The sequence below is a fragment of the Daejeonella sp. AP26 genome (assembly GCF_056680515.1).
In genome coordinates this window covers 574,381-597,998 of sequence record NZ_CM155286.1, presented here as the reverse complement: position 1 = coordinate 597,998, position 23,618 = coordinate 574,381, and the positions used below count along the sequence as shown (strand labels likewise).

Genomic DNA, 23,618 nt, shown 5'->3' with positions numbered 1-23,618 from the left:
AAACTCATGCTTCAGTCTTACTTAAAAAAAACGGCCGAAAACCGCAACCTGGCTATTTTACATTTAACGGTTTTAGTATGGGGATTTACAGGAATTCTTGGCGCTCTAATTTCAATTTCAGCGACTCATTTGGTTTGGTACCGCGTATTAATCGCCTTTATAACCCTATTTATTTATTTCCGGGTCACTAAAACAAGTATTAAAGTAAGCCGGGAAACATTCATCAAATTATTTTTCACTGGCGCTATTGTAGGCGCTCACTGGATCTTATTCTTTCAGTCTATTAAGTCTTCCACGGTATCGGTTGCACTGGTTTGCTTGTCAGCCTTGACCCTGTTTACCGCCATATTAGAGCCACTTTTAAAAAACCAGAAGATATCAAAATTGGAGATCTTTACGGGTCTGCTCATCATAACCGGTATCTATTTAATCTTCAAATTCGAATCACAGTATACCTTTGGAATCATTTGCGGCTTGTTAAGCGCCTTATGTGCCAGCTTATTCTCTATCATTAACTCTAAGCAGATCAAAAATCGTCCAGCTCCACTAATCAGCTTTTATGAGCTAATAGGTGCATGGGTATGGATTTCTATATTCATGCTTGTCAGAGGTGAGTTTACGTCTGAAATGAGCTTAAACACCTCTGACCTTATCTACCTTTTAATCTTAGGGACAATCTGTACCTCGGTTGCCTACGTTGCGGGTGTTGCCGTAATGAAAGAACTAACGGCATTCCGTGTTGCTCTCATTACTAATCTTGAACCTGTATATGGGATTATTTTAGCTTATTTATTTTTCGGAAAACGAGAACAAATGACTGTTGGTTTCTATGCCGGGGCAATTATAGTTCTTACCGCAATCTTCCTGTATCCGTTTATTAAAAACCAAATCCAGAAAAGAAAACTGGTGAAGCAAATTCCGTTGGGATAAAGCAATCACCTTTTTGTTTAGGCATTAGCCGACATTAAACAATCGAAACTTCCGTAAGATTATTCATACAGCCCCTGTTGCTAGACCAATCAGTAGCAAAATAATTCCGAACGCTATCATGCTCTGTAAAATGAACTGTGTCATTTGTTGTGAGCCCTTGGCCCCTCCAAGGGGCCAAAGGGGCGGTTATCAATTAACTCAAATCTAATTTCCTTCTCTCGGGAAACCAAATCGCCAACTTCTGAGCGGTCTGCGCCCAGTTGGGAAGTGCTAAGGTCCATCGTTCACTGATTCTATTTTGAGCGCGGTAGATTAGCTTCAACAAAGCGATGGAGGATGTAAATGTCCCTTTGGTCTTGGTCACTTTACGAAGTTGCCGGTAAAAACCCTCTATCGCATTGGTGGTGCAGATCATCTTACGAATCGTTTTGTCATACCGGAAGTAGGTGATAGCTTGGGCAGGTTTCGATGCCACGAGTCGATCACTTTCTCATATTTCTTGCCCATTGTGCTTACGGGACTGGCGTTCACCCTCATCCAGATGACTTTCCATCTCAGCCTCCAAAGTTGCTTCCAAAAAACTTTTTATTAAGGGTGCAAAGGCACGATCGCTTCCATAGATGGACTGGCCCGAACGAAATTGCCCAAGGGCTTTCTTTTTCATTAACTCGTAATCGAGTTCCTCTTTCTTATTCATAATAAACTGCGGCTAAAGTATGTTTTTTACTTTTTGACACAGTTCATTTTCCACTCTCTTTACACTCTCGAAACTACGTCCAAACCGGGTCGAAAATCAATCTAGTTTCCTAGGGGTTTCCTAGTAGTTTCGTAGTAGTTTGCTAGTAGTTTGCTAGTAGTCTGCCACTCGAAAACTACTAGGAAACTACTACGAATATTTAGTGAGGATCTTTGAAATGTTGGTCAAGGATTGGAGCCTCTTAGATAGTGACTTTCACAGTAGGAAAAACTCATTCGAAGCTAAACTAACATTTGATAATGTGCTGTCGTCAGATTGCCTTTTTACACTAAGTAGTACCGAAGCGTATTTTAATCTTAGTATTCCATGGGTTAGAAGAATCTCGTTTTTCGATTCCATGACAGCTCCGGACAACTACTAAGAGATGGTAAAGCTAACCTGGCCGATCTTCTGCCAGGGCACTATACAAGTCTTCTAAGCCGACGAAATCATTGCCGCCGCACACTTACGGTATTGCTCGTGATGAATTCGTTTTCTTCGGCTACCGCACATCGTTTCTGATCTAATCAACTTTAAAATCCTCCAAGAAAATCCTGAAATATTTTCGGAATCAGATTCTACCGATATCATCAGTAAATCCCCCCGGCTGCACAGTTCCTAGTAGCAGCAAGGCATTTTAAAAAATACTGCCCAATACAGATCTCTTAGGCACGGGGAGAGTTCCGCTTTCCAGAGTCGTTTAAAAAGTGCCTTCGTGTACTTCATCTAATTACCACGTTAATTCATAAACTACCTATATTATTTCTCGATTATATCATTATTTCAAGTACTTTTACGGGGTTCGACAGTATATACTCTTATAATACTTTTAATCGTTAACTATTGATAATCAAAGAAATATATAGTTTATATAACATTTAGGAACAGGTATCTGAGAACTTAAAAAATTTAAAAAACTAACTTTATTAGCAAGTGCCAAATACATTCTTAATATTTCCTTTTAAATATTTGATAATCAGCTATTTTATAGCATTTAGTTTATGCTACAGTTCAACAGAGGTCAAAGGCCAGATATTCGATAGTGAGCAGAACCCCCCTTGTGTAAAGTGGAAACAGATTCATACTGAAAACTTTCAAATTATCTACCCTTCTGAGTTAGAGAAAGAAGCCAATAGAATGGCAAGTACCTTAGAACACATCCTTCCAAAAGTGTCGGAAAGCCTCGGCAGGAAACCCCGGAAAATTTCGATCATCCTCCAAAACCGTGGAACCTCTTCAAACGGCTTTGTGCAACTGGCACCCCGTCGGTCGGAATATTTTACCACTCCTTCCCAGGAATTCGATTATCAAGATTGGTTAAACAGCCTTGCAGTTCATGAACTCAGACATGTTGTACAGTTTGATAAGTTAGCGGGAAATTTAAAAGCTCCTTTTTTTGAAGAGCTCGCGCTTGCCATTTTTGGTATTACACTACCGCCGTGGTTTTATGAAGGTGATGCGGTAGGAACCGAGACGGCGCTAACGAACGCAGGTCGGGGAAGGCTTCCTTCATGGGAGCTAAATTTCAGGACAAATACACTAAGCGGTCTAAAATACTCTTACTCTAAGAATTTTCTTGGATCTGCCAGAGATCTTACTCCGGGGTATTATCAACTTGGATATTTCATGTCGTCGAAGCTTAGGCGGGATCATGGTGAATTCATTTTAGACAGCATGATGAGCAGGGTTTCAAAAAATCCTTTTAGGCCTTACAGCCTGAGCAACTCAATAAAAAAATACACAGGCTTAAGCACACGACAACTACATGATTCTACCGTTGCTGAACTTGGTCGATTATGGCGGAAGCAAGCGGCTGACACCAGGAGTGAAGTTTATACGTCGATAAATAAACGTTACAACAAAACTCCTACTGATTATCTGCTACCTGTTCGCATCTCATCTGATCAAATACTTGCGATTAAACAAGGAAGAGCTCACGCACCTGCTTTCATTACCGTTGATCAGGCCGGAAACGAAAAGCTTATTTTAAAGATCGGTTTCCAGGAGGTGACAAACTTTAGTTATTCAGCCGGAAAAATTGTGTGGGATGAGTTCCGTTTCGATAAGCGATTTCAACAGCGTTCGTATAATGTGATCAATATCTATGATCTCGCCAGCCGGTCTTACAAACAGTTAACGCACCGAAGCCGATTGTTTGCCCCCACTCTGTCACCTGACGGGAAAACAATTGCAGCTGTAAGGATCTCACTTGGAAATGAGGTCAATATCGTCGAAATAGATGCGGAGCATGGCAATGAAGTTAAAGTGTATCCTAATCCGTCTCATCTGATGCTGCAAACGCCGTCCTTCAACGCGTCCGGAGATAGACTAGTCTTCACTGCGGTTAGCCAGCAAGGAGCAACCTTATTCGAGCTAAACCGTCAAACCGGTGAATCTTTAAAACTAATGCCTTTCCAGAGTCAGCAGATTTCCAGGCCTTCATACGCTGACGATCAGATCATCTTCCGTGCTCATTATAACGGGCTTGATAATATTTACCGATTTGACCCAGAAACAACAAATACCTATCAGCTGACTTCGGCGCTATACGGTGGTTTTAATCCGAAATACGACGCGAGCACCAAGCAGATCTACTTCAATAACTTCACTTCAGTAGGCAATGACATTTCCAGCATTGCCTACAGTGATCAGCACGGTACCAAAATCAGTGATCTTAAAAACACTTTTATTGACTTTGCCCGCCCACTCATTAATCAGGAAGGTAGTGCCAGTGTTTTCGACAGTATCCCGGAAAGATTTTTTGAAAGTCGCCCCTACCGGGAATTAAGCAATCTCTTCTATTTTCATAGCCTTTCCCCAATTGCTGAAAACGTAAATTTAAATGACAATCCGACTTTAGGCCTAAAGCTTCTTTCTAATAACAAATTGAATACGCTTGACCTATATACGGGTTACCAGTATAATTCAAACCTTAAAAAGGGTGAGTACCTGGCTGGTTTTACATACAAACGCTTTTATCCCATACTAGATGTCCGGTATGTCAATCAGGCGAGATTATCTTTTGCAAGGAAAGTTGTGGCAGGCGTCCCGGTCTTCACCCCCATTAGCTGGAGGGAAAATTTCACCGAAATAGAAGTGAGTGTTCCGTTTCTCTTCAACCGACGCAATCAAACATACAGCCTGGGTTTTCGAACATCCAGTAGCTATACATCCCGATACGAGATTCAAAATAAACCTAACAACTTCGTCACCAGGTTGAATTTTCCATTAAAATACCAGATCTATCTAAACCGTAATAGCAGCCGAAGCGCCAGGGACCTTGCGCCCGCGTGGGGACAGAACATTACGCTCTCTTACCAGCACATTCCTTTTGATAAAATTCTTGATGGAGAACTGTTCACTTTGAAAAGCCAATTCTACGCTCCCGGATTACACAAAAATCATTCGTTTCAAACAAGTTTCAATTACCAAAGCAACAGTGGCGCTTACAACCTAACGAACGATATACCCCTCATCAGCGGATTTTATAACCTCACGCCGCTAAAAGATGTAAGCAACACCTTACTCTTCGATTACCGCTTTCCTCTTTTTTATCCAGACTGGGAACTTGGACCAATGGCGTATATGAAGCGGTTTAGAGGAGGAGTATTCGCAGACTTTGAAAACGTTCTCAATGGTGGTCCCTCGGCCCCGAGAACTTACGGTGCAGAACTGCGTGCTGATATGAACTTATTGCGGTTCTATCTTCCGAATTTTGAAATTAGCGGGAAAATCATCTTTGTTAATCAAAAACCCGCACAAAACCCGATATTCGAAACAGGATTCTCTTACAGTTTTTAAACATGACCGCTAAAAACATCTTCATCATCATTATTTCAGTATTGGTAACAATCATTTTAATGAACAATACCGACGAGGTAAACTTTTGGTTATTTGGAGACACCAGTGTTCCTAAGCTGGCGGTATTGGGGGTGATGTTTTTTGCGGGCGCTATAGTGGGATATATGCTGGGCAGGCCCCGCAAAAAAGCAATTCTGGACGAAGAGGCGAACCAAAGCCAAGCACATATCGCATCCACCGAGGTAAACCGGGATTATTTAAGCGACGAAGACCGCGAATATATCAGCTAACCCGCAAACCAGACCGTTCGTCTTAACAAGCTCTTTTAACATTTCCTTTGGTTTAAGATTACCGTTTACTCAAAAAAACATACCGTTCACCCTTTTATTTTTAATTTTTAAGAACAAACAGATTATCTTTAAGAAAAAGAAGGATAATGCTAACCGATCTGATCGTAAAAGGAGACTGGTCTGAATACAATTTAAGAAAGCCGCGTCACATCGACCGGTTGCTTTTTAATTGCGATGAAGAGTGGGAGATCGATTACCTGGTGAAGAAGATCAGTGAACACGGCGACTGGCCGGATGAACAAATCAGGGAAGCAATTTTGATGACTTGTTGCGAAGAACTAGCCCCCCGGCCTCGAGGGAGCTTTATCCGCTGTGTTCTGAAAATGCTGGATTAGTCATTTTAAATCCCGTAAAAAACTGAGTGGTTATTCTCTAAACCTATCAAACGAGTTTCGTTCTTAAATATACCATAGACAGAAGCCCCGCTCCCACTCATTGATGCATATAGTGCGCCGGCCTCATATAACGAATCTTTTACATCCCGTATGACTGGATGCCTTTTGAAAATTGGTACTTCAAAGTCATTAATTAATACTTCTTTCCAATCTTCCACAGCTAGAGTTTCAAGAACCTTTAACGGAAAGCCAGAAACATGAGGTTGAATACTGCGGTAAGCGTCTGCAGTATTAACATGCACTGAAGGCATTACTAAAACCACAAAATATTTATCCAGGCTTACATGTACAGCTTCAAATTCATCTCCCTTACCACTTGCGACCACGGGTTTGTTGTTTATAAAGAAAGCAGAATCCGAACCGAGTCGACGGGCATAACCCTCCATTTGCGCTACTGTAAGCGAAAGCCTGAATTTTTCATTCAACAAGCGAATGCAAAACGCGCCATCTGCAGACCCTCCTCCCAATCCAGCTCCTACGGGAATTTGCTTGTGCAAATGAATATGCACTTTAGGTAAATCAATATTTTCAGATATCAGGTACCACGCCTTTAAACATAGGTTCTCTTCCGGGTTACCTGGAATGTGGATTCCGGAAGATGTAAAACGAAGTTGATCGGCTTCAATAATCTCCAGCGCATCCTGTATTTTAGCCGGATATAAAATCGTTTCTATATTATGGTAGCCATCATCACGACGTTTGATAACGTTTAATCCAAGATTGATTTTAGCATTCGGAAAAATGATCATATTTGTAAACGATCTTCGTTTTTTTAACAAAAATAGGATGTCAAAAATACATTTATTTTATTTGCACCTATCCGGATCATAATCACCGCCATTTCTCATTACTCAAATCTAAAATATCAATACTCCCTAAGATGAAACAATATTTAGACCTGATGCAGCATGTTTTAGCCGAAGGCACACAAAAACATGACCGCACAGGGACCGGTACGCTAAGCGTTTTCGGATATCAGATGCGTTTCGACCTGCAAGCTGGATTTCCGCTGATTACTACGAAAAAAGTGCACTTGCGTTCCATCATCCATGAGTTGATTTGGTTTTTGCAGGGCGATACCAATATTAAGTACCTAAAGGATAATGGAGTAAGTATTTGGGATGATTGGGCAGATGAAAATGGAGAACTTGGGCCTGTGTATGGTCATCAATGGCGCTCGTGGCCTACAGCCGATGGTCGCCACATCGATCAGATCAGCCAGGCAGTAAACCTGATAAAAAACAATCCTGACTCCAGGCGAATTATTGTTTCGGCATGGAATGTTGCTGAAGTTGAAAATATGGCTCTACCTCCCTGTCATAGCTTTTTTCAGTTTTACGTGGCAGACGGCAAGCTAAGCTGCCAGCTTTATCAGCGTAGTGCCGATATATTTCTGGGTGTGCCTTTTAATATTGCTTCTTATGCATTATTAACTATGATGATGGCCCAGGTTTGCAACCTGAAGCCCGGGGACTTTATTCATACCCTCGGAGACGCACATTTATATAATAACCATCTAGAACAAACTAAACTGCAGTTGAGCCGTGAACCTAAGCCGCTTCCATTAATGAAACTGAATCCGGAAGTGAAGAGTATCTTCGACTTTAAGTTTGAAGACTTTGCCCTGGAGAACTACGACCCACACCCACACATCAAAGCGCCTGTTGCGGTTTAGGTTAATTAAGAATTAGGAATTAAGAATTATTAAAATCGAGACTTGACACCTGGTTATGTAACACCTCATCCCTAAAACCTCATACCTAACTATGATCCAAATAGTAGTGATAGTTGACCAGAAGAACGGCATCGGCAAAAACAACCAGCTGCTTTGCCATATGCCTGCGGATCTGAAACACTTTAAACAGCTTACGGTGGGCCATCCGGTCATTATGGGTCGCAAAACTTATGACTCGATGGGTAAGCCGCTGCCGAACAGGAGAAATATCGTTATAACAAAACAGAGTTTAGAGCTCGAAGGATGCGAAATCGTTCATTCGCTTGAGGAAAGTTTGAAAATTTGCGCAGGGGAAGAAATGGTTTCCATCATCGGCGGCGCAACAATTTTTGAACAGTCTATGGATCTGGTGGATATGATTCATCTAACATGTATACATCACACGTTTGAAGCAGACACTTTCTTTCCGAAAATAGATTCCGAACTTTGGGAAGTTACCGCAAAAGAAGATAATGAGCGCGACGAGAAAAACCCCTATTCATACTCGTTTATAACCTATAAAAAGCGCTAACAGCCAGCTCTGAGAATTTGTTTGTTAAAAATCCTATAAATAGAAAATTTAATTAGATTTGCCGTCTTAATGAAAAAAGGCTTATCCCAATATTATTACACAATTTAAAAAAATGCAAGGTAAAGGACTAGTAAAATTCGCCGCAATAGCGTTAACGATTGCGTGTTTGTATTCGCTCTCTTTCACGTGGATAGCAAAGCACGTCGAAAATAACGCGAAAGATTATGCTAATGGCGATCCGCTGAGGGAGAAGGCATATTTAGATTCAATGGATAATCAGCCGGTGTTTGGCGGCCTGAGTTATATTACTTACGACTACGCTAAAGAACGCGAGATTCCTCTTGGGCTTGACTTAAAAGGTGGTATGAACGTAACCATGGAGATCTCACTAACTGAGTTGGTGCGCAACCTGGCAAACAACAGTACCGATGCTAATTTTAATGCCGCTTTGCGGAACGCTGAAGCAAGGTTAAAAACAAGCCAAAAAGATTTCATTTCATTGTTTGGGGAAGAATACCAAAAGGTAAGCCCTGACGGCAGACTTGCTCCTCTTTTCGCTACTAAAGAAAACGCAGCTAACATTAAGGTCAATGCCAGCAACGGTGAGGTTCTTTCTTTTTTAAATAAAGAATCTAAAAGTGCCATTGACCGGTCTTTTAATATACTTCGTACTCGTATTGATAAGTTTGGGGTGACTGCTCCAAACATTCAGTTGCAAGAAGGAACTAGCCGGATTCTTGTTGAGCTTCCGGGTGTTACAGAACCGGAGCGTGTTCGTAAGTTATTACAAGGTTCAGCCAAATTAGAATTCTGGGAAACTTATGAGAATACTGAGATCTTCCCACTAATTGAGAATATCAACAAAATATTGGCATCAACCAACGTTGCTAAGGCCGATACGGCCAAAGCACCGGTAGCTAAAGCCGATACATCATCTGCAGGAAGCAAGCTTGCAACTCTAGCTAAAAAAGACACTACAAAAAAGGATACCGGAGCATTAAGTCAGAACCAGGCGGAAGCGGCGCGTCAAAATCCATTGTTTGCGATCTTAAGCCCTAATACTTTCCAGGCTGAAAACGGACAAACAGGACTACGCCCAGGACCAATTGTTGGTTATGCAGCTCAAAAAGATACTGCGAAGGTTAACGAATACTTACGCTCACCAGCAATTAGCTCGATTATTCCACAAAGCATGAACTTGGTTTGGGGTGTAAAACCAGTTACTCCTGAATCCAAAGTATTTGAACTGTACGCATTAAAATCATCAAAGCCAGATGGAAGTCCGGCGTTAGGTGGCGACGTGATATCTGATGCCCGTGCCGATTACGATCAGCGTGGAAATCCGGAAGTGGTAATGGTGATGAATACAGATGGCGCCCGCGCATGGAGAACCTTAACCGCAGCAGCTTCAGCAGATCCTAATAACAAAAAAAGCGTTGCTATTGTGTTAGACAATGTAGTCTACTCTGCCCCTACTGTGCAGGGGGAAATTCCGAACGGGATATCATCCATCAGCGGCAATTTCAAGGTTGAAGATACTCAGGATTTAGCCAACGTTTTAAAAGCCGGTCGTTTGCCAGCTCCTGCTAAAGTAGTAAGTGAGTATGTAGTAGGACCATCATTGGGATTAGAATCGATCAATGCCGGTTTAATATCGACCATTGCCGGTGTCATTGTTATTTTAATCTTCATGGCATTGTATTACAGCAAGGCCGGATGGGTTGCTAACATCGCTTTGATAGTCAATTTATTCTTCCTGATGGGTGTGCTTGCATCGCTGGGCGCTGTGTTAACATTACCAGGTATTGCTGGTATCGTTCTTTCATTAGGTATGTCGGTGGATGCCAACGTGCTTATCTACGAGCGTGTCCGCGAGGAGCTGGCTGAAGGTAAAAGTATGCGTCTGGCAATTGCTGAAGGTTACAAAAAGGCGATGTCATCTATCCTTGACTCTAACATTACAACCTTCCTGACGGGTGTGATCCTTTACATTTTTGGTAGCGGTCCTATTGTTGGCTTTGCAACCACTTTAATGATCGGTATCGTTACCTCATTATTTGCAGCCATTTTCATATCACGTTTAGTGTTCGAGTGGATGTTGAGTAAGCAGCAGTCCATCAGTTTCTCGATACCGGCTACTCAAAATCTTTTTAAAGACTCGAAATTCGACTTTATAACCGGGCGTAAACGTTTCTATATATTCTCATCAATTATTATCGTTGCCGGATTAATTTCCATGTTTACCAGAGGCTTTAGTCTGGGTGTAGATTTCAAAGGCGGACGTTCATACTTTGTTGAGTTTGATAAAGCCGTTAAAACGGATGACGTGCGTAGCATTTTGCTTGACGAGTTTGGTACAGCTCCCGAGGTGAAAACCTTTGGTTCGTCAAACGAAGTGAAAATCACTACTTCTTATCTGATAGATGAAAACACTCCTGAGGCAACTGAACAGGTAACCGCCAAGCTTAATTCAGGATTGAAGAAAATAAGCCCTAATTATGAGATTAAAGATGCTCAAACGGTTGGCCCAACTATCGCGAATGACATTAAGACTTCGGCCATTTATTCGGTATTATTTTCAATCGTCGTCATCTTCCTTTACATTTTGCTCCGCTTTAAAAGATGGCAATTTGGAGTATCAGCTATCGTTGCACTGTCGCATGATGTTTTGATTCTCTTGTCTATATTCTCTTTATTAAATGGCATCGTTCCATTCTCACTGGATATTGACCAGGCGTTCATTGCAGCAATTTTGACTGTAATGGGTTACTCAATAAACGACACGGTGGTTGTATTTGACCGGGTACGGGAGTATATAGCACAGCACCATACTAAGGATGAAAACCTGCCTTCGGTAATTAATAATGCGCTAAATAGTACGCTGAGCCGTACCGTGATTACCGGTGTGTGTGTGATTGCCGTTCTGATCATCATCTTTATATTCGGTGGTGAAATTCTAAGAGGTTTCTCATTCGCGATGCTCATCGGAGTAGTATTTGGAACTTATTCTTCCTTATTCGTAGCAACACCTTTTGTTGTTGAATTGATAAGAGAGAAAAGAGAAGAAAAAAGGATCGAAGCAAAACCGGTATCTGTTAAGTAACAGATTAAGGTAACTTTCAATACACAGCCGTCCTGAAGATAATTCAGGACGGCTTTTTTTATGAGTTCGCTTCTTTCTGCTCTGGAACGAAAGACTTGTCTCACCTTACTAATGCATTGATCGATCCTGTTTTTGATCAAAAACGTTCCTCACTGAATTACCAACCGTTAGTAAAACATAAATCTCGATGCAATTGGAGTACTTTTACAAGCGTGATCTTATCCCTCTAGTGCGGAGAATTATTTTTATTTGTTGAAAAACTTTTATTTACGATATTTGTCACACTAATTATTATTATGCCAACAGAATTATTCAGCACTTATGGAGATCTTTTAGATCGAACGGCGCGTAAAGTAAAACAATACGCCCAACGCCGCTTTAATGCTGAGAACTACGACATTACTGTTGACCAATGGTTAATCCTTCGAAATTTAAACCAGCATAATGACTTAAATCAAAGTCAGCTGGCAGAAATAACCGATAAAGATCATCCTACATTAACCCGAATTATTGATCTTCTTTGTAAAAAAGGATTAACCGAAAGGCGCATTCATCCTGCAGACCGTCGTAGTTTCAATATCCATCTTACTGAATTAGGCAAACATCACGTAGCTGAGTGGAGCCCGAAGATGGCAGAGATCAGAATGAAAGCCTGGGAGAACTTGACGGAAGATGATTATCAAAATTTAAAGCGAATACTCGATACTATTTATAAAAACCTGGAGAATTAAGGATTTGAATTAAAATTTGAAAACAAGATTTTAAATTTGACGGCTAGCCTAAAAACTATATACTTTACACTACTAATATAACAAAGAATGATTACGACAGACATATGCATTATTGGTGCCGGCCCGGTAGGCCTTTTTGCAGTTTTTGAAGCCGGTTTACTGAAGATGCGTTGTCATTTAGTTGATACTCTGCCACAAATTGGGGGTCAACTATCCGAGATCTATCCTCATAAACCAATTTATGACATACCGGGTTACCCGGATATTAAAGCCCAGGAACTTGTTGACCGTTTAATGGAGCAAATTGCTCCTTTCCACCCTGGCTTTACGCTCGGTGAGCGTGTAGAAACACTAGAAAAGCAGGAAGATGGTTCGATCATTGTTGGAACCAGTGATGGTTCTAAAATTCATTGCCAGGTAGTGGTAATTGCTGGTGGTCTCGGTTGTTTTGAACCGCGTAAACCGGAGATTGAAGGATTACTGGGTTTTGAAGGAAAAGGCGTTGAATATATGGTCAAAAACCCTGAGCACTTCCGTAATAAGCGAGTAATCCTTGCGGGTGGTGGCGATTCGGCTTTAGACTGGACTATCTTCTTAACTAATGTAGCCGAACGCGTTACCTTAATTCACCGTGGAGATACTTTCCGTGGAGCACCTGACTCAGCCGAAAAAGTATTTGAATTAGCTCAGGAAGGCAAGATCGATCTGATCCTGCAATCTAACCTGGTTAGTGTATCCGGCAACGGCAATCTGGAAACAGTTTCGGTTATTGGTCGCGATAAAGTAGCCAAAACATTGCCGACAGATTATCTGATCCCATTATTTGGCTTAAGCCCTAAATTAGGTCCTATTGCCGACTGGGGATTGAATATTGAGAAATCGGCGATTCACGTAAACACATTTGATTATTCTACCAACGTGGAACGTATTTATGCAATTGGGGATATCAATACCTACCCTGGAAAATTGAAGCTTATACTATGCGGATTCCATGAGGCTGCACTAATGGTTCAGAGCGCCTTCAAATATGTTTATCCTGATCAAAAATTAAGCTTTAAATATACCACCGTTTATGGAGTTAACGAATTCTGATATAATCCGCTTTACCGTGGAAGACCGAAACGGCGAACAGCAGCCTGTTGAGGTCCCGGACGAGATCAGTTTGAGCCTGATGGAAGTGTTAAAAGCTTCCGGTTATAATATTCTGGCGACTTGCGGCGGTATGGCTTTATGCGCTACCTGCCACGTGCAGGTGTTAGAAGGCCTTGATGCATTAGATCCGGCCGGAGACGAAGAAATGGATATGCTGGACACCCTCCATGACGCCGGTTTTGACAGCAGGCTAGCTTGCCAGATACGTATTCATGATAATTTGAATGGCGCGATTTTTAGGATCAGGGGGGATGAACAGTAAGCTGTTAGCCGTCAGCTTTTAGATTCAACGTTCAAAAGGAAAAATCTCAGCTAAGAGAATTAACAATTGAGACAGTTGCAACCCTGCGCTGATACCTGATATACCTAACCGCTGACACCTAATACCTGATAGCTAAAAATGAAACTAATAGAATGCCCCCGGGATGCCATGCAGGGCATTCATGATTTTATTCCGACAAAGATTAAAGCTGAATACATCAATAAACTATTGAAAGTCGGCTTTGATACCATCGACTTTGGCAGTTTTGTTTCTCCAAAGGCTATTCCGCAATTGCAGGATACTGTGCAGGTTCTGGAGAAGTTGGATCTGGATTCCAGCAAATCGAAGTTGTTGGCTATCGTGGCTAACATAAGAGGTGCACAAGATGCTTCTCATTATCCGGAGATTGCTTATCTCGGCTTTCCATTTTCAGTTTCAGAGACATTTCAGAAAAGGAACACGAATTCAAGTATTTCGGAATCTCTAAATACTGTTGATGAACTGGTCAGTTTGTGTTTTAAACACAATAAAAAGGCTGTGGTTTATCTATCTATGGGATTTGGCAATCCTTATGGCGACGAATGGAACAATGAGATAGTGGAGCAGCTAGCCTCAGAATTAGTGGACCGCGGGGTTCGTATTTTATCTCTCGCTGATACTATTGGGGTCTCAACACCGGAGAAAATCAATTACTTATTTACTTATCTCGTCAAGCAATTCCCTGGAACGGAACTAGGCGTTCATTTACATAGCACGCCCAACTCCTGGGAAGAAAAGGTAGGTGCTGCCTACACCAGTGGCTGCAACCGATTTGACAGTGCCTTAAAGGGCTTGGGAGGTTGCCCGATGGCGACTGACAGTCTCACAGGAAATATTGCAACAGAGAACGTTATATCGTACATGGAACAGAAGGGGGAGAAACTAGATCTGGATATGGAGGCATGGCAGGAAGCTATGACTTTTTCAAACCAGGTTTTTAATTAAAAACCCTTACCTCTTTGTGTGCTGCACTATCCAATCGGTGATTACCTTAAGGGCTGTTGGGGAAATGGTTTCTTCAATCGCTGCATACTCATTCCCATACCCGGTCACGGCGGTTTGAAACAGGTGATTAAGGCCAGGTAACTCCTGTGTCTTGAAATCTTTATTGCCCGCCTTTTTAAGTAATCTCTCAAACCCGGCAAGATTTTCTGTAGAGGATACCTGTACGTCTTTTGCTCCATTGATAGCTAATACCGGTATTTTGATTTTAGATAGTACTATTTCAGGATTGTAGGCAATAAAATATCTCATCCAGGGTATGGATATCATATTTACAAAACTTTTGATTCTTTCCTCACCCTCCTGTCCCTCATTAAGCTTCATAGAATCAATTAACGCCTTAGGTTGTTTCATCTTCCATTTCTCCAGTTCAGCCTTCATATCAACTGGCTTATTAATATTCTGAAGTTTAAGAAGTTCAAGCATCCGTGAATAAAAACCTTTCATTGCCTGGTACTGATCTGGCGGAAGATTCGAAGCTTTGAGCGTGTCCGCTGTCTGCATTTTCATCACGTCAACTCCTTTCACTCCCACGCCGGCCATACTCACTATAAATGCAACATCCTTTGATTGATTAGCGACCAGCGGCGCTATAATACCTCCCTCACTATGACCTACCAGGCCGATTTGCCCGGGATCAATCTCTTTGCGGGATTTAAGAAAAGCTATGCCGGCGAGTACATCGCCAGCGAAGTCAGCGGAGGTTGCACCCCGAACTTCTCCAGTCGTCTCCCCAACACCACGGTCATCTACTCTTAAAACCGCTATGCCGTTTCGGGTCAAATGATCCGCAATTACAGCGAAAGGCTTATGGTTGAAGATCGTTTCGTCACGATCTTGCTGACCTGAACCACTTATTAATATCACTACCGGTACGGGCTTATCTGAATCAGGCCATGTCAAGGTTCCGCCAAAGTTTACAGATTTGTCGCCATTACTATATCTAACATTTTCTGATTTATAAGGGAAAGGCGGACTGGGGGTTTGAGTCCGTTTAATTTCAGGGGCCAGGGAAGTAATGCGGATTAGAGTCAATGGTAAATTTGCTGCGCCTTGTTTCCAGGCACCTGTTATCTCGGTTCTGGCTTTATTAAATTTACCCCTGAACCCACCGCCAATCACCTTTGAAATTGCAACCAGGCTATCGGTAGTCACGATCAATTCACTTACCGGAAGATTTGTGGCATTCTGATCGGGGCTGTCAAATACTGCTTTTTGTGCACCCGAAATAGTATCGGGAAATATTTTTAAAATTATTCTCACCTGCCCCAGTTGCCCCTGCCACAGAGTTCTAACGGGAAGATCCTGTCCGAAAAGGCTGGTAAAACTTGAAATGACGACTAGTAACAGGAAAATTGTTTTTCTCATGGTAATCTGAAGCTGATCAGGGTTGTTTTAAAAGCATTTTATAGTGCTGTATTCCGGCTTCTTCAAATTGATTCCCAGATTTCTCAAAGCCAAACTTCTCATAAAGTCCAATGGCTGATAATTGCGCATGCAAATAAACATATTTTGCCTCCGAAGGCAGATCCGATAGTACCGTTTTCACTAAAGCCTGACCTACTCCCTTCCCTCTAACTTCCTTTAAAACTGCGAACCGTTCAAGTTTAAAACCTTTATCAGTTCGACGCCAGCGACATGCGCCTGATGGCATCCCGTTAACTGTAGCCAGAAAATGAACTGATTCCTCTTCGTATTCCCATTCAAGTTCCGGCGGGCACTCTTGCTCTTCCACAAAAACTTTACGGCGAATGGCAAATACCTTGTCCAGATCATGCTGGTCACTCACTTTAAACACTAAGATATTATTCTCCATTTTGTATCCGGGTAGATTGCCGTTATTCATAGTCAATATTAAACAAGAAAATATGGCCTATTCTTAACGCTTGTCTAAATCTTTGTTTTGATTGACCTTCTTTTTTCTTTGCTTTTTCTGTTCATGAAGTTGTTCAGCAGCATCGATAGAATGAGATGTATGAATATCATCTTCTTTTTCGGCAAGGGATGAAATTATCTCATAATATTTATGAAGCTTGTCCAATTCCTCTTCGGTCAGGTCCTCGACATCAACCATGCGGTTACTTGCCTTTTCATTCGCCGCGATCAACTCGTTTAGTTTTAGCTGGATTGCTTTGGAGTCTTTGTTTTGAGCTTTCTGAATTAAAAATACCATCAGGAAAGTAATTATTGTAGTTCCGGTATTTATAACCAATTGCCAGGTTTCAGAGAAATCAAATAAGGGTCCCGTTACAGCCCATAAAATAACAACGGAAAGGGCAGTTAGAAATGCGGTTGAACTCCCTGTAAACAAAGTGATTTTATTGGCAAAATGCTCAAAAAAAGCCTTCCTATTTTTACGCATGGCTGATTGAAGAAAACGCAGAAGCAAAAAATTCCAACCGTTTGGCTGGAATTTTCTTTTTATAATTTATCATTTACATTGATACAATTGAGATCCTCAAATGCCTGGGTCAGGCGCTTAACGAATGTCTCTTCACCTTTACGCAACCACACCCGTGGATCGTAGTATTTCTTGTTTGGCGAATCAGGACCATCCGGATTTCCGATCTGACTTTGAAGATAATCTTTCTTGCTCTTGTAGTATTCGTTGATTCCTTCCCAAAAGGCCCACTGCATATCGGTGTCAATATTCATTTTGATAGCTCCATAAGAAATAGCTTCACGAATTTCTTCCTGGGTAGATCCTGAACCACCATGGAAAACAAAATTGATCGGCTTTTCAACATTAATGTTAAACTCGCTTCGAACAAAATCCTGAGAGTTCTTTAGGATTATCGGCTGAAGTTTGACATTGCCAGGTTTGTAAACACCGTGCACGTTTCCGAAAGCAGCGGCAACTGTAAATTTACTGCTAACACTCAAAAGTTCCTCATAGGCATAAGCGACTTCTGAAGGCTGGGTATATAATTTAGAGCTGTCTACGTCTGTGTTATCCACACCATCTTCCTCACCACCTGTAACACCTAATTCGATCTCAAGTGTCATTCCCATTGTTTTCATGCGTGCCAGGTACACCTTGCTGATGGCCATATTTTCCTCAATGGTTTCTTCCGAAAGATCGAGCATGTGAGATGAGAACAAAGGTTTGCCATTAGCCTTATAGAATTTCTCTCCATAATCAAGCAGACCATCGATCCAGGGCAACAGCTTTTTGGCTGCGTGATCTGTATGTAATATTACCGCGACACCATAGTGCTCGGCAAGCAAATGAACATGCTGGGCAGCAGAAACACCACCTAGTATACATGCCTGAAGATTATCGTTATTTAATGTCTTGCCAGCATAGAACTGGGCGCCACCATTTGATAGTTGAATAATTACCGGCGAGTTAACGGCCTTTGCAGTTTCCATTACCGCATTAATAGAATTTGTGCCGATTACGTTCACGGCCGGTAAAGCAAACTGATGCTTCTTGGCTACTTCAAATAATTCCTGTACAGCATCGCCGTGCAAAACACCCTTATAATTTTTCAGATCCATAACATTAAGTTTAAAGGATCGAAATTATAAATTTAAATTTAACAGCACGAGCATTGCCTATTAATAATATTAAATAATGAAGCCTTGCCTAACTTTAAATGAAAAATGGGATAAGAAGATGGACAAAAAAACCAAATATGGCTTGTCAAAGGTCTGAACCGCTATTTAAACTTGTACACGGTTCTTAAAAATTTTGTTTCTTTGTAACCACACACATCAAACAAATGGCCTGGTTTAAGAGAGAGAAAAAAGGAATCATTACCTCCACTGAGGAAAAGAAGGAAGCGCCGGATGGGCTGTGGAATAAATGCCCGAATTGCAAAAAGGCATTACACTACGCAGATCAGGTGGAGAACAAATATGTTTGTCACTACTGTGGCTACCATTTGCGTATCGGATCAAAGGAATATTTTTCTGTTCTTTTCGACAAGAATGAATTCACCGAACTTTTTGCCAACTTACGGTCAGCCGATCCATTAGAATTTAAGGATAGTAAAGACTATACTGATCGTTTAGAAGACAGCTACATTAAAACTGGTCTTAACGATGCGATACGTGCAGGCCGGGGCAAAATAGATGGTCATGACCTGGTAATTGCCTGTATGGATTTCAATTTTATCGGAGGGTCAATGGGCTCGGTAGTAGGCGAAAAGATAGCACGATCTATCGACCATTGCATGGAACACAAAATCCCTTTTCTGATGATCTCTAAGTCCGGAGGGGCACGTATGATGGAGGCGGCCTTTTCGTTGATGCAGATGGCTAAAACATCCGCTAAACTTGCATTACTAAGCAAAGCTAAAATCCCCTATATCTCTTTACTTACTGACCCTACAACCGGCGGAGTTACGGCGTCATACGCCATGCTGGGTGACATAAATATCTCGGAACCAGGCGCCCTAATTGGATTTGCCGGACCAAGAGTTATTAAAGAAACAATTAAAAAAGATTTGCCTAAAGGCTTTCAAACCGCAGAATTCGTTTTAGAACACGGCTTTTTAGACTTCATCGTCGACCGTCGTGAGATGAAAGCAAAGTTGGGCACCTTTTTAAAGATGATGGAATCTTAAAAGACCCGCAATTCAAATATAAAACACCGGATATTCTCAAAATATCCGGTGTTTTTTGCTTAATACCCATCCCCATTACCACCTCCGGTTTCAGTGACGACCGGTGACCCTAATTGCCCCCTTATTTCGCCAGCCTGGAAAGTTGCTGAGTGAATGTTAACGTAATAATTACCACTCAACAAGTCAGTTTCCTGGTCAGCAGTTAAAGTCACAGACTTTACCAGTGGAGAAGGAACCACAGGATTCAAGTTGATTACAACCGGGCCACTAACAGCCGGGCCGCCTTTATGTATATGCCAGTCTGTAGCAGTAAGGCCACTATAGGTTAGTGTAAAAGAGAGCACTTTGGTTGACTTGGTGTAGGTTCCTACAAATTTGCCGGTAGCTGCAGAGGTATTGGGGGGAACTTCTTTGGTACCGCTGAGCGTGACATCGTATTTGTAAGTGGTGTCCTTCACTCTTAGCTCATCGTCATCGCTGCATCCCAGGATTGAGGTGCCGAGAAACAAACATATCAGAAAGATTTCTTTAGGATTTTTCATGGCGTTATAGGTTTTAGTTAACAGTCATATCACTTAATAAGTACGATGATATAAGGGCTTGAGTTGCGCAAACCAAGGGGAAATATAACTGCAAATTTTGCTGTTTGTAATAGTTGGAAGAACGAAGGAATGCTATCGCTATCTTTAGAATCAAATATTAAAAAATGCCCGGAATCCTGTCAGACCAATCATTATCCAGCAAAAAAAGAACTCCGTTTGTTGAGGATTTTAGTAAGGTGCAGGACCTGAATAAAAACTGGCAGACATTGAGCCGTGCATGGGGAGGTGCCAATGGAGGAGTGTTGAAAGAAAATGTTTATCTGAAAAATGGAGTGTTGATCCTGGAAGCGCATGGTGATCTGTACTCCGGCAGTCTACAGGGCGTTGAGAAAGATGGTAAACCAAAATGGCATGGCGATCCGGAGGACCCAAAATTCGGACAACCATGGACTCACCGGGTCGGCGGCTGCATAAGCCTCAGAGAAAAGACCGGATATGGATCTTACAGGATAACTGCCAGAATTGCGCAAGTGATAGGAGTAGCAAGTGCCTTCTGGACTTTTCATTATGATGAAGTGTACCCTGGCGATCTTTGGTACGACGAGTTTAAGGCGGAGCAATTACATGAGCAAGGGCAGCCTGATGACGGGTTTTATATTGTTAGGAATCACGAGATCGATATTGAATTTCCCTCCCACCTTAAAGACGGAGACCTTAGCAGTCCATCACTTTCAAATATGAAGTGTAGCACCTGGCGGGGTGAACTAAAGAAGTGGCATGTCTCCGAAACAGATCCGGCCTATTGGGAGGAGTATCATACTGAATTAGTACCCTGCCTGCAGAATATGGCAGACGGCTTATTTCACGAATATAGGATCGACTGGCATAATGACCGGGTAGAGTTCTTTATTGACGGGAGTTTCAAGCATATCATCGTTGATACCCCAAAGGGCGATTCTATTCCTGATATCCCCGGAAACCTCACTTTTGGTGTTTGGTTCCCATCTTCAACATTATCATTAAAGCCATGGCTAGTTGATCCGGCAAAAGGCTGGGCGGGCGGAGTAGTCGATCCCGCCGACGATGGTCAGAAAGCAAACTTTGCGATTGAACGAATGGAAGTCAGCAGGGTTGAATTTATTCCGTTTGATGAACCAGGGGAAAGGTTGATTCCATAGCAAGAAACGCAGTGGCGGGAACTCGGCTTACTCTTTTGCCAGAAAAAAAGGTTACAGCCAGGATGGCGGCTTAAGAAAAATATACCACAAACGGACTCTTTTTTAAAGCACAGCAGAAAAATGGAAACATCAGCAATAAAACGCTGCGCTTTGTCTTTTACCACTGCAATGACAATATTCAAAAAAGCACAACCGCCTATAACAACAAAAGCCCTGAAAGGGCTTCTGCTGTTATTATCTTACAGTATTCCTGTTGCCAAGCTTATAATCTTTTCCTGTCAGATTAAAATTACTCCGATGTTCTTTAACTAATCCCTCTTTTTTTGGAGGATAGATTAGTTTCTTTGAAGGCACATCTGAAGGAATATCACCATTTTGATTTTTTTCTTTTTGCTCAGTGTTCATAAACTACTTTTAAATTCCACCTGTACCGGGCTCATGATCGATCATCCTGCCGGTTGTTCTGCCATCATTTCTACCACTGCTATTCGCACCTATATCACCGGTTGTACTCCTGTTTACATTCGAAAAACCGTCATCATCATCCAGGTCGTCATCATCATCCAGCAGGTCGTCTCCATCATCCATATCTGTACCAGGAATGACGTCATCGTCGTCATCAGCACCTAACAGATCATCTTCCTCATCGCCTTCAATTGGAATCAGATTATCGTCGTCATCATCATCCAACAGGTCATCGTCGTCGTCCAGGTCATCATCATCTCCCGGACCAGGTGCGATATCACTATTGCTAATACGATTAGTGTTAAACATTCCTGAGTTCCCGCTATAACCTTCATTCCTGTTCAGCTCACTGCCCATCGTTGCATTAAAATTCGAAGTTCCAACAGGATTCTCAGCTTCTGTAGAAGGATTATCGCTTTGCAAGGCGGCAGCGGATGCGTTCTCACCCTCGCGGAGATTTCTTAAATTTTCATTCGGATCATTTAAGTTGTTTTCATTAAATGCTGTCATGGTAATCTTGTTAAGGTTAGTGAATCGGATTTGTATACTAAACAACCAGCGACCTATGGATTGTTTTTAAAATGGCAAAAAAACATTCAGCCAGTTAAATACTAGCAAAAAAAAGGAGCCATATGGCTCCTGTAATTAATCTTAAAATGCACCTGGCTCGTGATCCATACCAAAGTTCTTATGGTGAGCATGACTTGGATGAGTATGTGAAAAATCGTGTTCACGGCTGACCTTAACTTTACGGCCAGTGTCTTCCCCGGATTTTTGTTCAGGTGCTTCTTCTTCTTCAGGCTTACTTTCCTTATTCTTTTGAAGTTTATCTTTACCAGGTTTAGCAGATGAATTTTTCATGAGTGCAGGTTTTAATTTACAATGAATTCAAACTCAACGTGAATTTACTCAAAAAAAATTGACACGAAACCCAAAAAATCATTTAAAATTCAATCAAACAACCTCTCTATCAGGCCTTAACCAGGCAAATCTCCTTTACCTTGTCGACCACATAGTCAACCTCTTCCCTAGTATTGTATTTGCTGAAAGAAAACCTAACCGCCGGTCTCCTTGGATTTGCCTTTATAGCGTTAAGCACGTGCGATCCAATGTCGGTACCTGAACTGCAGGCACTTCCACCAGAGGCAGATATCCCCGCAATATCCAGGCTAAACAATAACATTTCGGCCATATCCATCTCCGGAAATGAAACACTTAACACTGTATAAAGACTCTTATCCGGGTCAATCTCACCGTTAAAGTCAACGCCAGGAATATTCAACCGCAGCTGGTCGATCATGTAAGTTTTTAAGTCTTGAATATGATGATGATGCTGATCCATCTCTCTATAAGCAATTTCCATTGCTTTCGCTAAACCTACTATACCATACACGTTTTCGGTTCCTCCACGCATATTACGTTCCTGCGAACCGCCGAAGATCATCGGGCGGATTTTTACATTATGATTGATATAGAGGAATCCGACACCCTTGGGACCATGAAGTTTATGAGCCGCACAAACCATGAAGTCAACCTTAAGTTTGCTTAAATCGTGAGGGTAATGCCCAAGGGTTTGAACGGTATCGCAGTGAAAAATAGCATGATACTGCTCGCACAGCTCGCCTACCCTTTCAATATCTGTCAAGGTGCCTATTTCATTATTTGCATGCATCAGGGAAACAAAACTCCGTTCATTGGTTTTCAGAAGTCCTTCAAGCTGGTTAAGATCTACGTTTCCTTTGGAATCAACCTTCAGAAAACTAAGACTTATTATTCCGCTCTTTTCAAGTGCTTCGAGAGTATGAACTACAGCATGATGCTCTATCCGTGAGGTGATAGCATGTTTTATCTCATGATCAATAATTCCACATCTAATAGCCATATTATCAGCCTCAGTGCCGCCAGAAGTGAAAAATATTTGTGATGGTGATGTCTTCAACAAGCCGGCAACGGTTTTCCGGGCCTTCTCAACAACAGTACGCACCTCGCGACCATGAGCGTGAATAGACGAAGGATTACCAAACTGGCTTTCCATAACCTGGTACATTTCCTTTAAAACTTCCCTGTCAATCGGAGTAGTTGCAGCATTATCAAAATAAACTCGCATTTGTTCTG

At 41.8% G+C, this 23,618-nt stretch carries 24 protein-coding genes and 1 pseudogene; 13 read left to right on the top strand and 12 right to left on the bottom strand.

The window, feature by feature from the left end; all coding sequences use genetic code 11:
• Positions 1–6 precede the first annotated feature (6 nt).
• Positions 7–930 carry a DMT family transporter gene (locus AC1MCB_RS02575; protein WP_479967185.1) on the top strand — a complete coding sequence of 308 codons (924 nt, stop codon included), beginning with the start codon at positions 7–9 and terminating at the stop codon, positions 928–930.
• Between the two features lie 193 nt (positions 931–1,123).
• Here AC1MCB_RS02575 and AC1MCB_RS02570 read toward each other — a convergent pair.
• A pseudogene (locus tag AC1MCB_RS02570) lies at positions 1,124–1,434 on the bottom strand (transposase); the annotation flags it as partial.
• Positions 1,421–1,627, bottom strand: a complete 207-nt coding sequence (locus AC1MCB_RS02565) for a hypothetical protein (protein ID WP_479967184.1) — start codon at positions 1,625–1,627, stop codon at positions 1,421–1,423. The pseudogene AC1MCB_RS02570 and the gene AC1MCB_RS02565, both read right to left, overlap by 14 nt.
• 1,176 nt (positions 1,628–2,803) lie before the next feature.
• Here AC1MCB_RS02565 and AC1MCB_RS02560 point away from each other — a divergent pair.
• The 3 genes from AC1MCB_RS02560 to AC1MCB_RS02550 all read left to right on the top strand — a co-directional run bounded on the left by AC1MCB_RS02560 (position 2,804) and on the right by AC1MCB_RS02550 (position 6,152).
• Complete coding sequence (locus AC1MCB_RS02560; protein WP_479967183.1) at positions 2,804–5,467, top strand: TolB family protein; 2,664 nt, start codon at positions 2,804–2,806, stop codon at positions 5,465–5,467.
• 2 nt (positions 5,468–5,469) lie between these two features.
• Positions 5,470–5,757 carry a LapA family protein gene (locus tag AC1MCB_RS02555; protein ID WP_479967182.1) on the top strand — a complete coding sequence of 96 codons (288 nt, stop codon included), beginning with the start codon at positions 5,470–5,472 and terminating at the stop codon, positions 5,755–5,757.
• A 146-nt stretch (positions 5,758–5,903) separates the two neighbouring features.
• Positions 5,904–6,152: a hypothetical protein gene (locus AC1MCB_RS02550; RefSeq protein WP_479967181.1), complete on the top strand. Its 249-nt coding sequence runs from the start codon at positions 5,904–5,906 to the stop codon at positions 6,150–6,152.
• Positions 6,153–6,157: 5 nt separating this feature from the next.
• Here AC1MCB_RS02550 and ispE read toward each other — a convergent pair whose 3' ends face one another.
• Complete coding sequence (gene ispE, locus AC1MCB_RS02545) at positions 6,158–6,961, bottom strand: 4-(cytidine 5'-diphospho)-2-C-methyl-D-erythritol kinase (RefSeq protein WP_479967180.1); 804 nt, start codon at positions 6,959–6,961, stop codon at positions 6,158–6,160.
• Positions 6,962–7,092: 131 nt separating this feature from the next.
• Between ispE and AC1MCB_RS02540 the strand changes: the two genes are divergently transcribed.
• The 7 genes from AC1MCB_RS02540 (at position 7,093) to AC1MCB_RS02510 (ending at position 14,690) form a co-directional block, all read left to right on the top strand.
• Entirely contained in the window at positions 7,093–7,887 is a 795-nt protein-coding gene (locus AC1MCB_RS02540; protein WP_479967179.1) for a thymidylate synthase, read from the top strand.
• Between the two features lie 91 nt (positions 7,888–7,978).
• On the top strand, positions 7,979–8,458 hold the full coding sequence (locus tag AC1MCB_RS02535; RefSeq protein WP_479967178.1) for a dihydrofolate reductase: 480 nt from the start codon (positions 7,979–7,981) through the stop codon (positions 8,456–8,458).
• Positions 8,459–8,570: 112 nt separating this feature from the next.
• The gene (gene secDF, locus AC1MCB_RS02530) at positions 8,571–11,561 is read left to right on the top strand and encodes a protein translocase subunit SecDF (RefSeq protein ID WP_479967177.1); all 2,991 of its coding nucleotides are present in this window, start codon (positions 8,571–8,573) and stop codon (positions 11,559–11,561) included.
• 296 nt (positions 11,562–11,857) lie between these two features.
• Complete coding sequence (locus tag AC1MCB_RS02525; protein ID WP_479967176.1) at positions 11,858–12,292, top strand: MarR family winged helix-turn-helix transcriptional regulator; 435 nt, start codon at positions 11,858–11,860, stop codon at positions 12,290–12,292.
• Positions 12,293–12,379: 87 nt separating this feature from the next.
• On the top strand, positions 12,380–13,384 hold the full coding sequence (locus AC1MCB_RS02520) for an NAD(P)/FAD-dependent oxidoreductase (protein ID WP_479967175.1): 1,005 nt from the start codon (positions 12,380–12,382) through the stop codon (positions 13,382–13,384).
• Complete coding sequence (locus AC1MCB_RS02515) at positions 13,365–13,706, top strand: 2Fe-2S iron-sulfur cluster-binding protein (RefSeq protein WP_479967174.1); 342 nt, start codon at positions 13,365–13,367, stop codon at positions 13,704–13,706. The genes AC1MCB_RS02520 and AC1MCB_RS02515 overlap by 20 nt, the downstream gene beginning before the upstream one ends.
• 138 nt (positions 13,707–13,844) lie before the next feature.
• Positions 13,845–14,690 carry a hydroxymethylglutaryl-CoA lyase gene (locus AC1MCB_RS02510; protein WP_479967173.1) on the top strand — a complete coding sequence of 282 codons (846 nt, stop codon included), beginning with the start codon at positions 13,845–13,847 and terminating at the stop codon, positions 14,688–14,690.
• Positions 14,691–14,696: 6 nt separating this feature from the next.
• Here AC1MCB_RS02510 and AC1MCB_RS02505 read toward each other — a convergent pair whose 3' ends face one another.
• Genes AC1MCB_RS02505 through fbaA form a run of 4 tightly spaced genes read right to left on the bottom strand, consistent with a single transcriptional unit; the run spans position 14,697 to position 18,248 of the window.
• Entirely contained in the window at positions 14,697–16,115 is a 1,419-nt protein-coding gene (locus tag AC1MCB_RS02505) for an alpha/beta hydrolase family protein (protein ID WP_479967172.1), read from the bottom strand.
• A 16-nt stretch (positions 16,116–16,131) separates the two neighbouring features.
• Positions 16,132–16,593, bottom strand: coding sequence for a GNAT family N-acetyltransferase (locus AC1MCB_RS02500; protein ID WP_479967171.1), 462 nt, complete (start codon positions 16,591–16,593; stop codon positions 16,132–16,134).
• Between the two features lie 33 nt (positions 16,594–16,626).
• Complete coding sequence (locus AC1MCB_RS02495; protein WP_479967170.1) at positions 16,627–17,109, bottom strand: low affinity iron permease family protein; 483 nt, start codon at positions 17,107–17,109, stop codon at positions 16,627–16,629.
• A 59-nt stretch (positions 17,110–17,168) separates the two neighbouring features.
• On the bottom strand, positions 17,169–18,248 hold the full coding sequence (fbaA, locus tag AC1MCB_RS02490) for a class II fructose-bisphosphate aldolase (protein ID WP_479967169.1): 1,080 nt from the start codon (positions 18,246–18,248) through the stop codon (positions 17,169–17,171).
• Positions 18,249–18,472: 224 nt separating this feature from the next.
• Between fbaA and accD the strand changes: the two genes are divergently transcribed.
• A complete protein-coding gene (gene accD, locus AC1MCB_RS02485) occupies positions 18,473–19,318 on the top strand; it encodes an acetyl-CoA carboxylase, carboxyltransferase subunit beta (RefSeq protein ID WP_479967168.1) in 846 nt (281 codons plus the stop codon).
• Between the two features lie 59 nt (positions 19,319–19,377).
• Here accD and AC1MCB_RS02480 read toward each other — a convergent pair whose 3' ends face one another.
• The gene (locus AC1MCB_RS02480) at positions 19,378–19,860 is read right to left on the bottom strand and encodes a CHRD domain-containing protein (RefSeq protein ID WP_479967167.1); all 483 of its coding nucleotides are present in this window, start codon (positions 19,858–19,860) and stop codon (positions 19,378–19,380) included.
• 164 nt (positions 19,861–20,024) lie between these two features.
• Here AC1MCB_RS02480 and AC1MCB_RS02475 point away from each other — a divergent pair, with 164 nt between their 5' ends.
• Positions 20,025–21,038: a glycoside hydrolase family 16 protein gene (locus AC1MCB_RS02475; RefSeq protein WP_479967166.1), complete on the top strand. Its 1,014-nt coding sequence runs from the start codon at positions 20,025–20,027 to the stop codon at positions 21,036–21,038.
• 234 nt (positions 21,039–21,272) lie between these two features.
• On the opposite strand, the gene AC1MCB_RS02470 is transcribed toward AC1MCB_RS02475, so the two are convergent.
• The 4 genes from AC1MCB_RS02470 to AC1MCB_RS02455 form a co-directional block, all read right to left on the bottom strand.
• Entirely contained in the window at positions 21,273–21,443 is a 171-nt protein-coding gene (locus tag AC1MCB_RS02470) for a hypothetical protein (protein ID WP_479967165.1), read from the bottom strand.
• Positions 21,444–21,452: 9 nt separating this feature from the next.
• Complete coding sequence (locus AC1MCB_RS02465) at positions 21,453–22,013, bottom strand: hypothetical protein (protein WP_479967164.1); 561 nt, start codon at positions 22,011–22,013, stop codon at positions 21,453–21,455.
• Between the two features lie 141 nt (positions 22,014–22,154).
• A complete protein-coding gene (locus AC1MCB_RS02460; RefSeq protein ID WP_479967163.1) occupies positions 22,155–22,364 on the bottom strand; it encodes a hypothetical protein in 210 nt (69 codons plus the stop codon).
• Positions 22,365–22,473: 109 nt separating this feature from the next.
• The gene (locus tag AC1MCB_RS02455) at positions 22,474–23,610 is read right to left on the bottom strand and encodes a cysteine desulfurase family protein (protein ID WP_479967162.1); all 1,137 of its coding nucleotides are present in this window, start codon (positions 23,608–23,610) and stop codon (positions 22,474–22,476) included.
• Positions 23,611–23,618: the final 8 nt, after the last annotated feature.

What these genes read in the sequence shown, in the direction of transcription:
- AC1MCB_RS02505 (WP_479967172.1), bottom strand. Translation starts at nt 16,115, where the DNA reads ATGAGAAAAACAATTTTCCTGTTACTAGTCGTCATTTCAAGTTTTACC.
- AC1MCB_RS02540 (WP_479967179.1), top strand. Translation starts at nt 7,093, where the DNA reads ATGAAACAATATTTAGACCTGATGCAGCATGTTTTAGCCGAAGGCACA.
- AC1MCB_RS02455 (WP_479967162.1), bottom strand. Translation starts at nt 23,610, where the DNA reads ATGCGAGTTTATTTTGATAATGCTGCAACTACTCCGATTGACAGGGAA.
- accD (WP_479967168.1), top strand. Translation starts at nt 18,473, where the DNA reads ATGGCCTGGTTTAAGAGAGAGAAAAAAGGAATCATTACCTCCACTGAG.
- AC1MCB_RS02475 (WP_479967166.1), top strand. Translation starts at nt 20,025, where the DNA reads ATGCCCGGAATCCTGTCAGACCAATCATTATCCAGCAAAAAAAGAACT.
- AC1MCB_RS02560 (WP_479967183.1), top strand. Translation starts at nt 2,804, where the DNA reads ATGGCAAGTACCTTAGAACACATCCTTCCAAAAGTGTCGGAAAGCCTC.
- AC1MCB_RS02555 (WP_479967182.1), top strand. Translation starts at nt 5,470, where the DNA reads ATGACCGCTAAAAACATCTTCATCATCATTATTTCAGTATTGGTAACA.
- AC1MCB_RS02480 (WP_479967167.1), bottom strand. Translation starts at nt 19,860, where the DNA reads ATGAAAAATCCTAAAGAAATCTTTCTGATATGTTTGTTTCTCGGCACC.
- AC1MCB_RS02525 (WP_479967176.1), top strand. Translation starts at nt 11,858, where the DNA reads ATGCCAACAGAATTATTCAGCACTTATGGAGATCTTTTAGATCGAACG.
- AC1MCB_RS02510 (WP_479967173.1), top strand. Translation starts at nt 13,845, where the DNA reads ATGAAACTAATAGAATGCCCCCGGGATGCCATGCAGGGCATTCATGAT.
- ispE (WP_479967180.1), bottom strand. Translation starts at nt 6,961, where the DNA reads ATGATCATTTTTCCGAATGCTAAAATCAATCTTGGATTAAACGTTATC.
- AC1MCB_RS02495 (WP_479967170.1), bottom strand. Translation starts at nt 17,109, where the DNA reads ATGCGTAAAAATAGGAAGGCTTTTTTTGAGCATTTTGCCAATAAAATC.
- AC1MCB_RS02575 (WP_479967185.1), top strand. Translation starts at nt 7, where the DNA reads ATGCTTCAGTCTTACTTAAAAAAAACGGCCGAAAACCGCAACCTGGCT.
- AC1MCB_RS02520 (WP_479967175.1), top strand. Translation starts at nt 12,380, where the DNA reads ATGATTACGACAGACATATGCATTATTGGTGCCGGCCCGGTAGGCCTT.
- AC1MCB_RS02515 (WP_479967174.1), top strand. Translation starts at nt 13,365, where the DNA reads ATGGAGTTAACGAATTCTGATATAATCCGCTTTACCGTGGAAGACCGA.
- secDF (WP_479967177.1), top strand. Translation starts at nt 8,571, where the DNA reads ATGCAAGGTAAAGGACTAGTAAAATTCGCCGCAATAGCGTTAACGATT.
- AC1MCB_RS02565 (WP_479967184.1), bottom strand. Translation starts at nt 1,627, where the DNA reads ATGAATAAGAAAGAGGAACTCGATTACGAGTTAATGAAAAAGAAAGCC.
- AC1MCB_RS02465 (WP_479967164.1), bottom strand. Translation starts at nt 22,013, where the DNA reads ATGACAGCATTTAATGAAAACAACTTAAATGATCCGAATGAAAATTTA.
- fbaA (WP_479967169.1), bottom strand. Translation starts at nt 18,248, where the DNA reads ATGGATCTGAAAAATTATAAGGGTGTTTTGCACGGCGATGCTGTACAG.
- AC1MCB_RS02500 (WP_479967171.1), bottom strand. Translation starts at nt 16,593, where the DNA reads ATGAATAACGGCAATCTACCCGGATACAAAATGGAGAATAATATCTTA.
- AC1MCB_RS02550 (WP_479967181.1), top strand. Translation starts at nt 5,904, where the DNA reads ATGCTAACCGATCTGATCGTAAAAGGAGACTGGTCTGAATACAATTTA.
- AC1MCB_RS02535 (WP_479967178.1), top strand. Translation starts at nt 7,979, where the DNA reads ATGATCCAAATAGTAGTGATAGTTGACCAGAAGAACGGCATCGGCAAA.
- AC1MCB_RS02470 (WP_479967165.1), bottom strand. Translation starts at nt 21,443, where the DNA reads ATGAACACTGAGCAAAAAGAAAAAAATCAAAATGGTGATATTCCTTCA.
- AC1MCB_RS02460 (WP_479967163.1), bottom strand. Translation starts at nt 22,364, where the DNA reads ATGAAAAATTCATCTGCTAAACCTGGTAAAGATAAACTTCAAAAGAAT.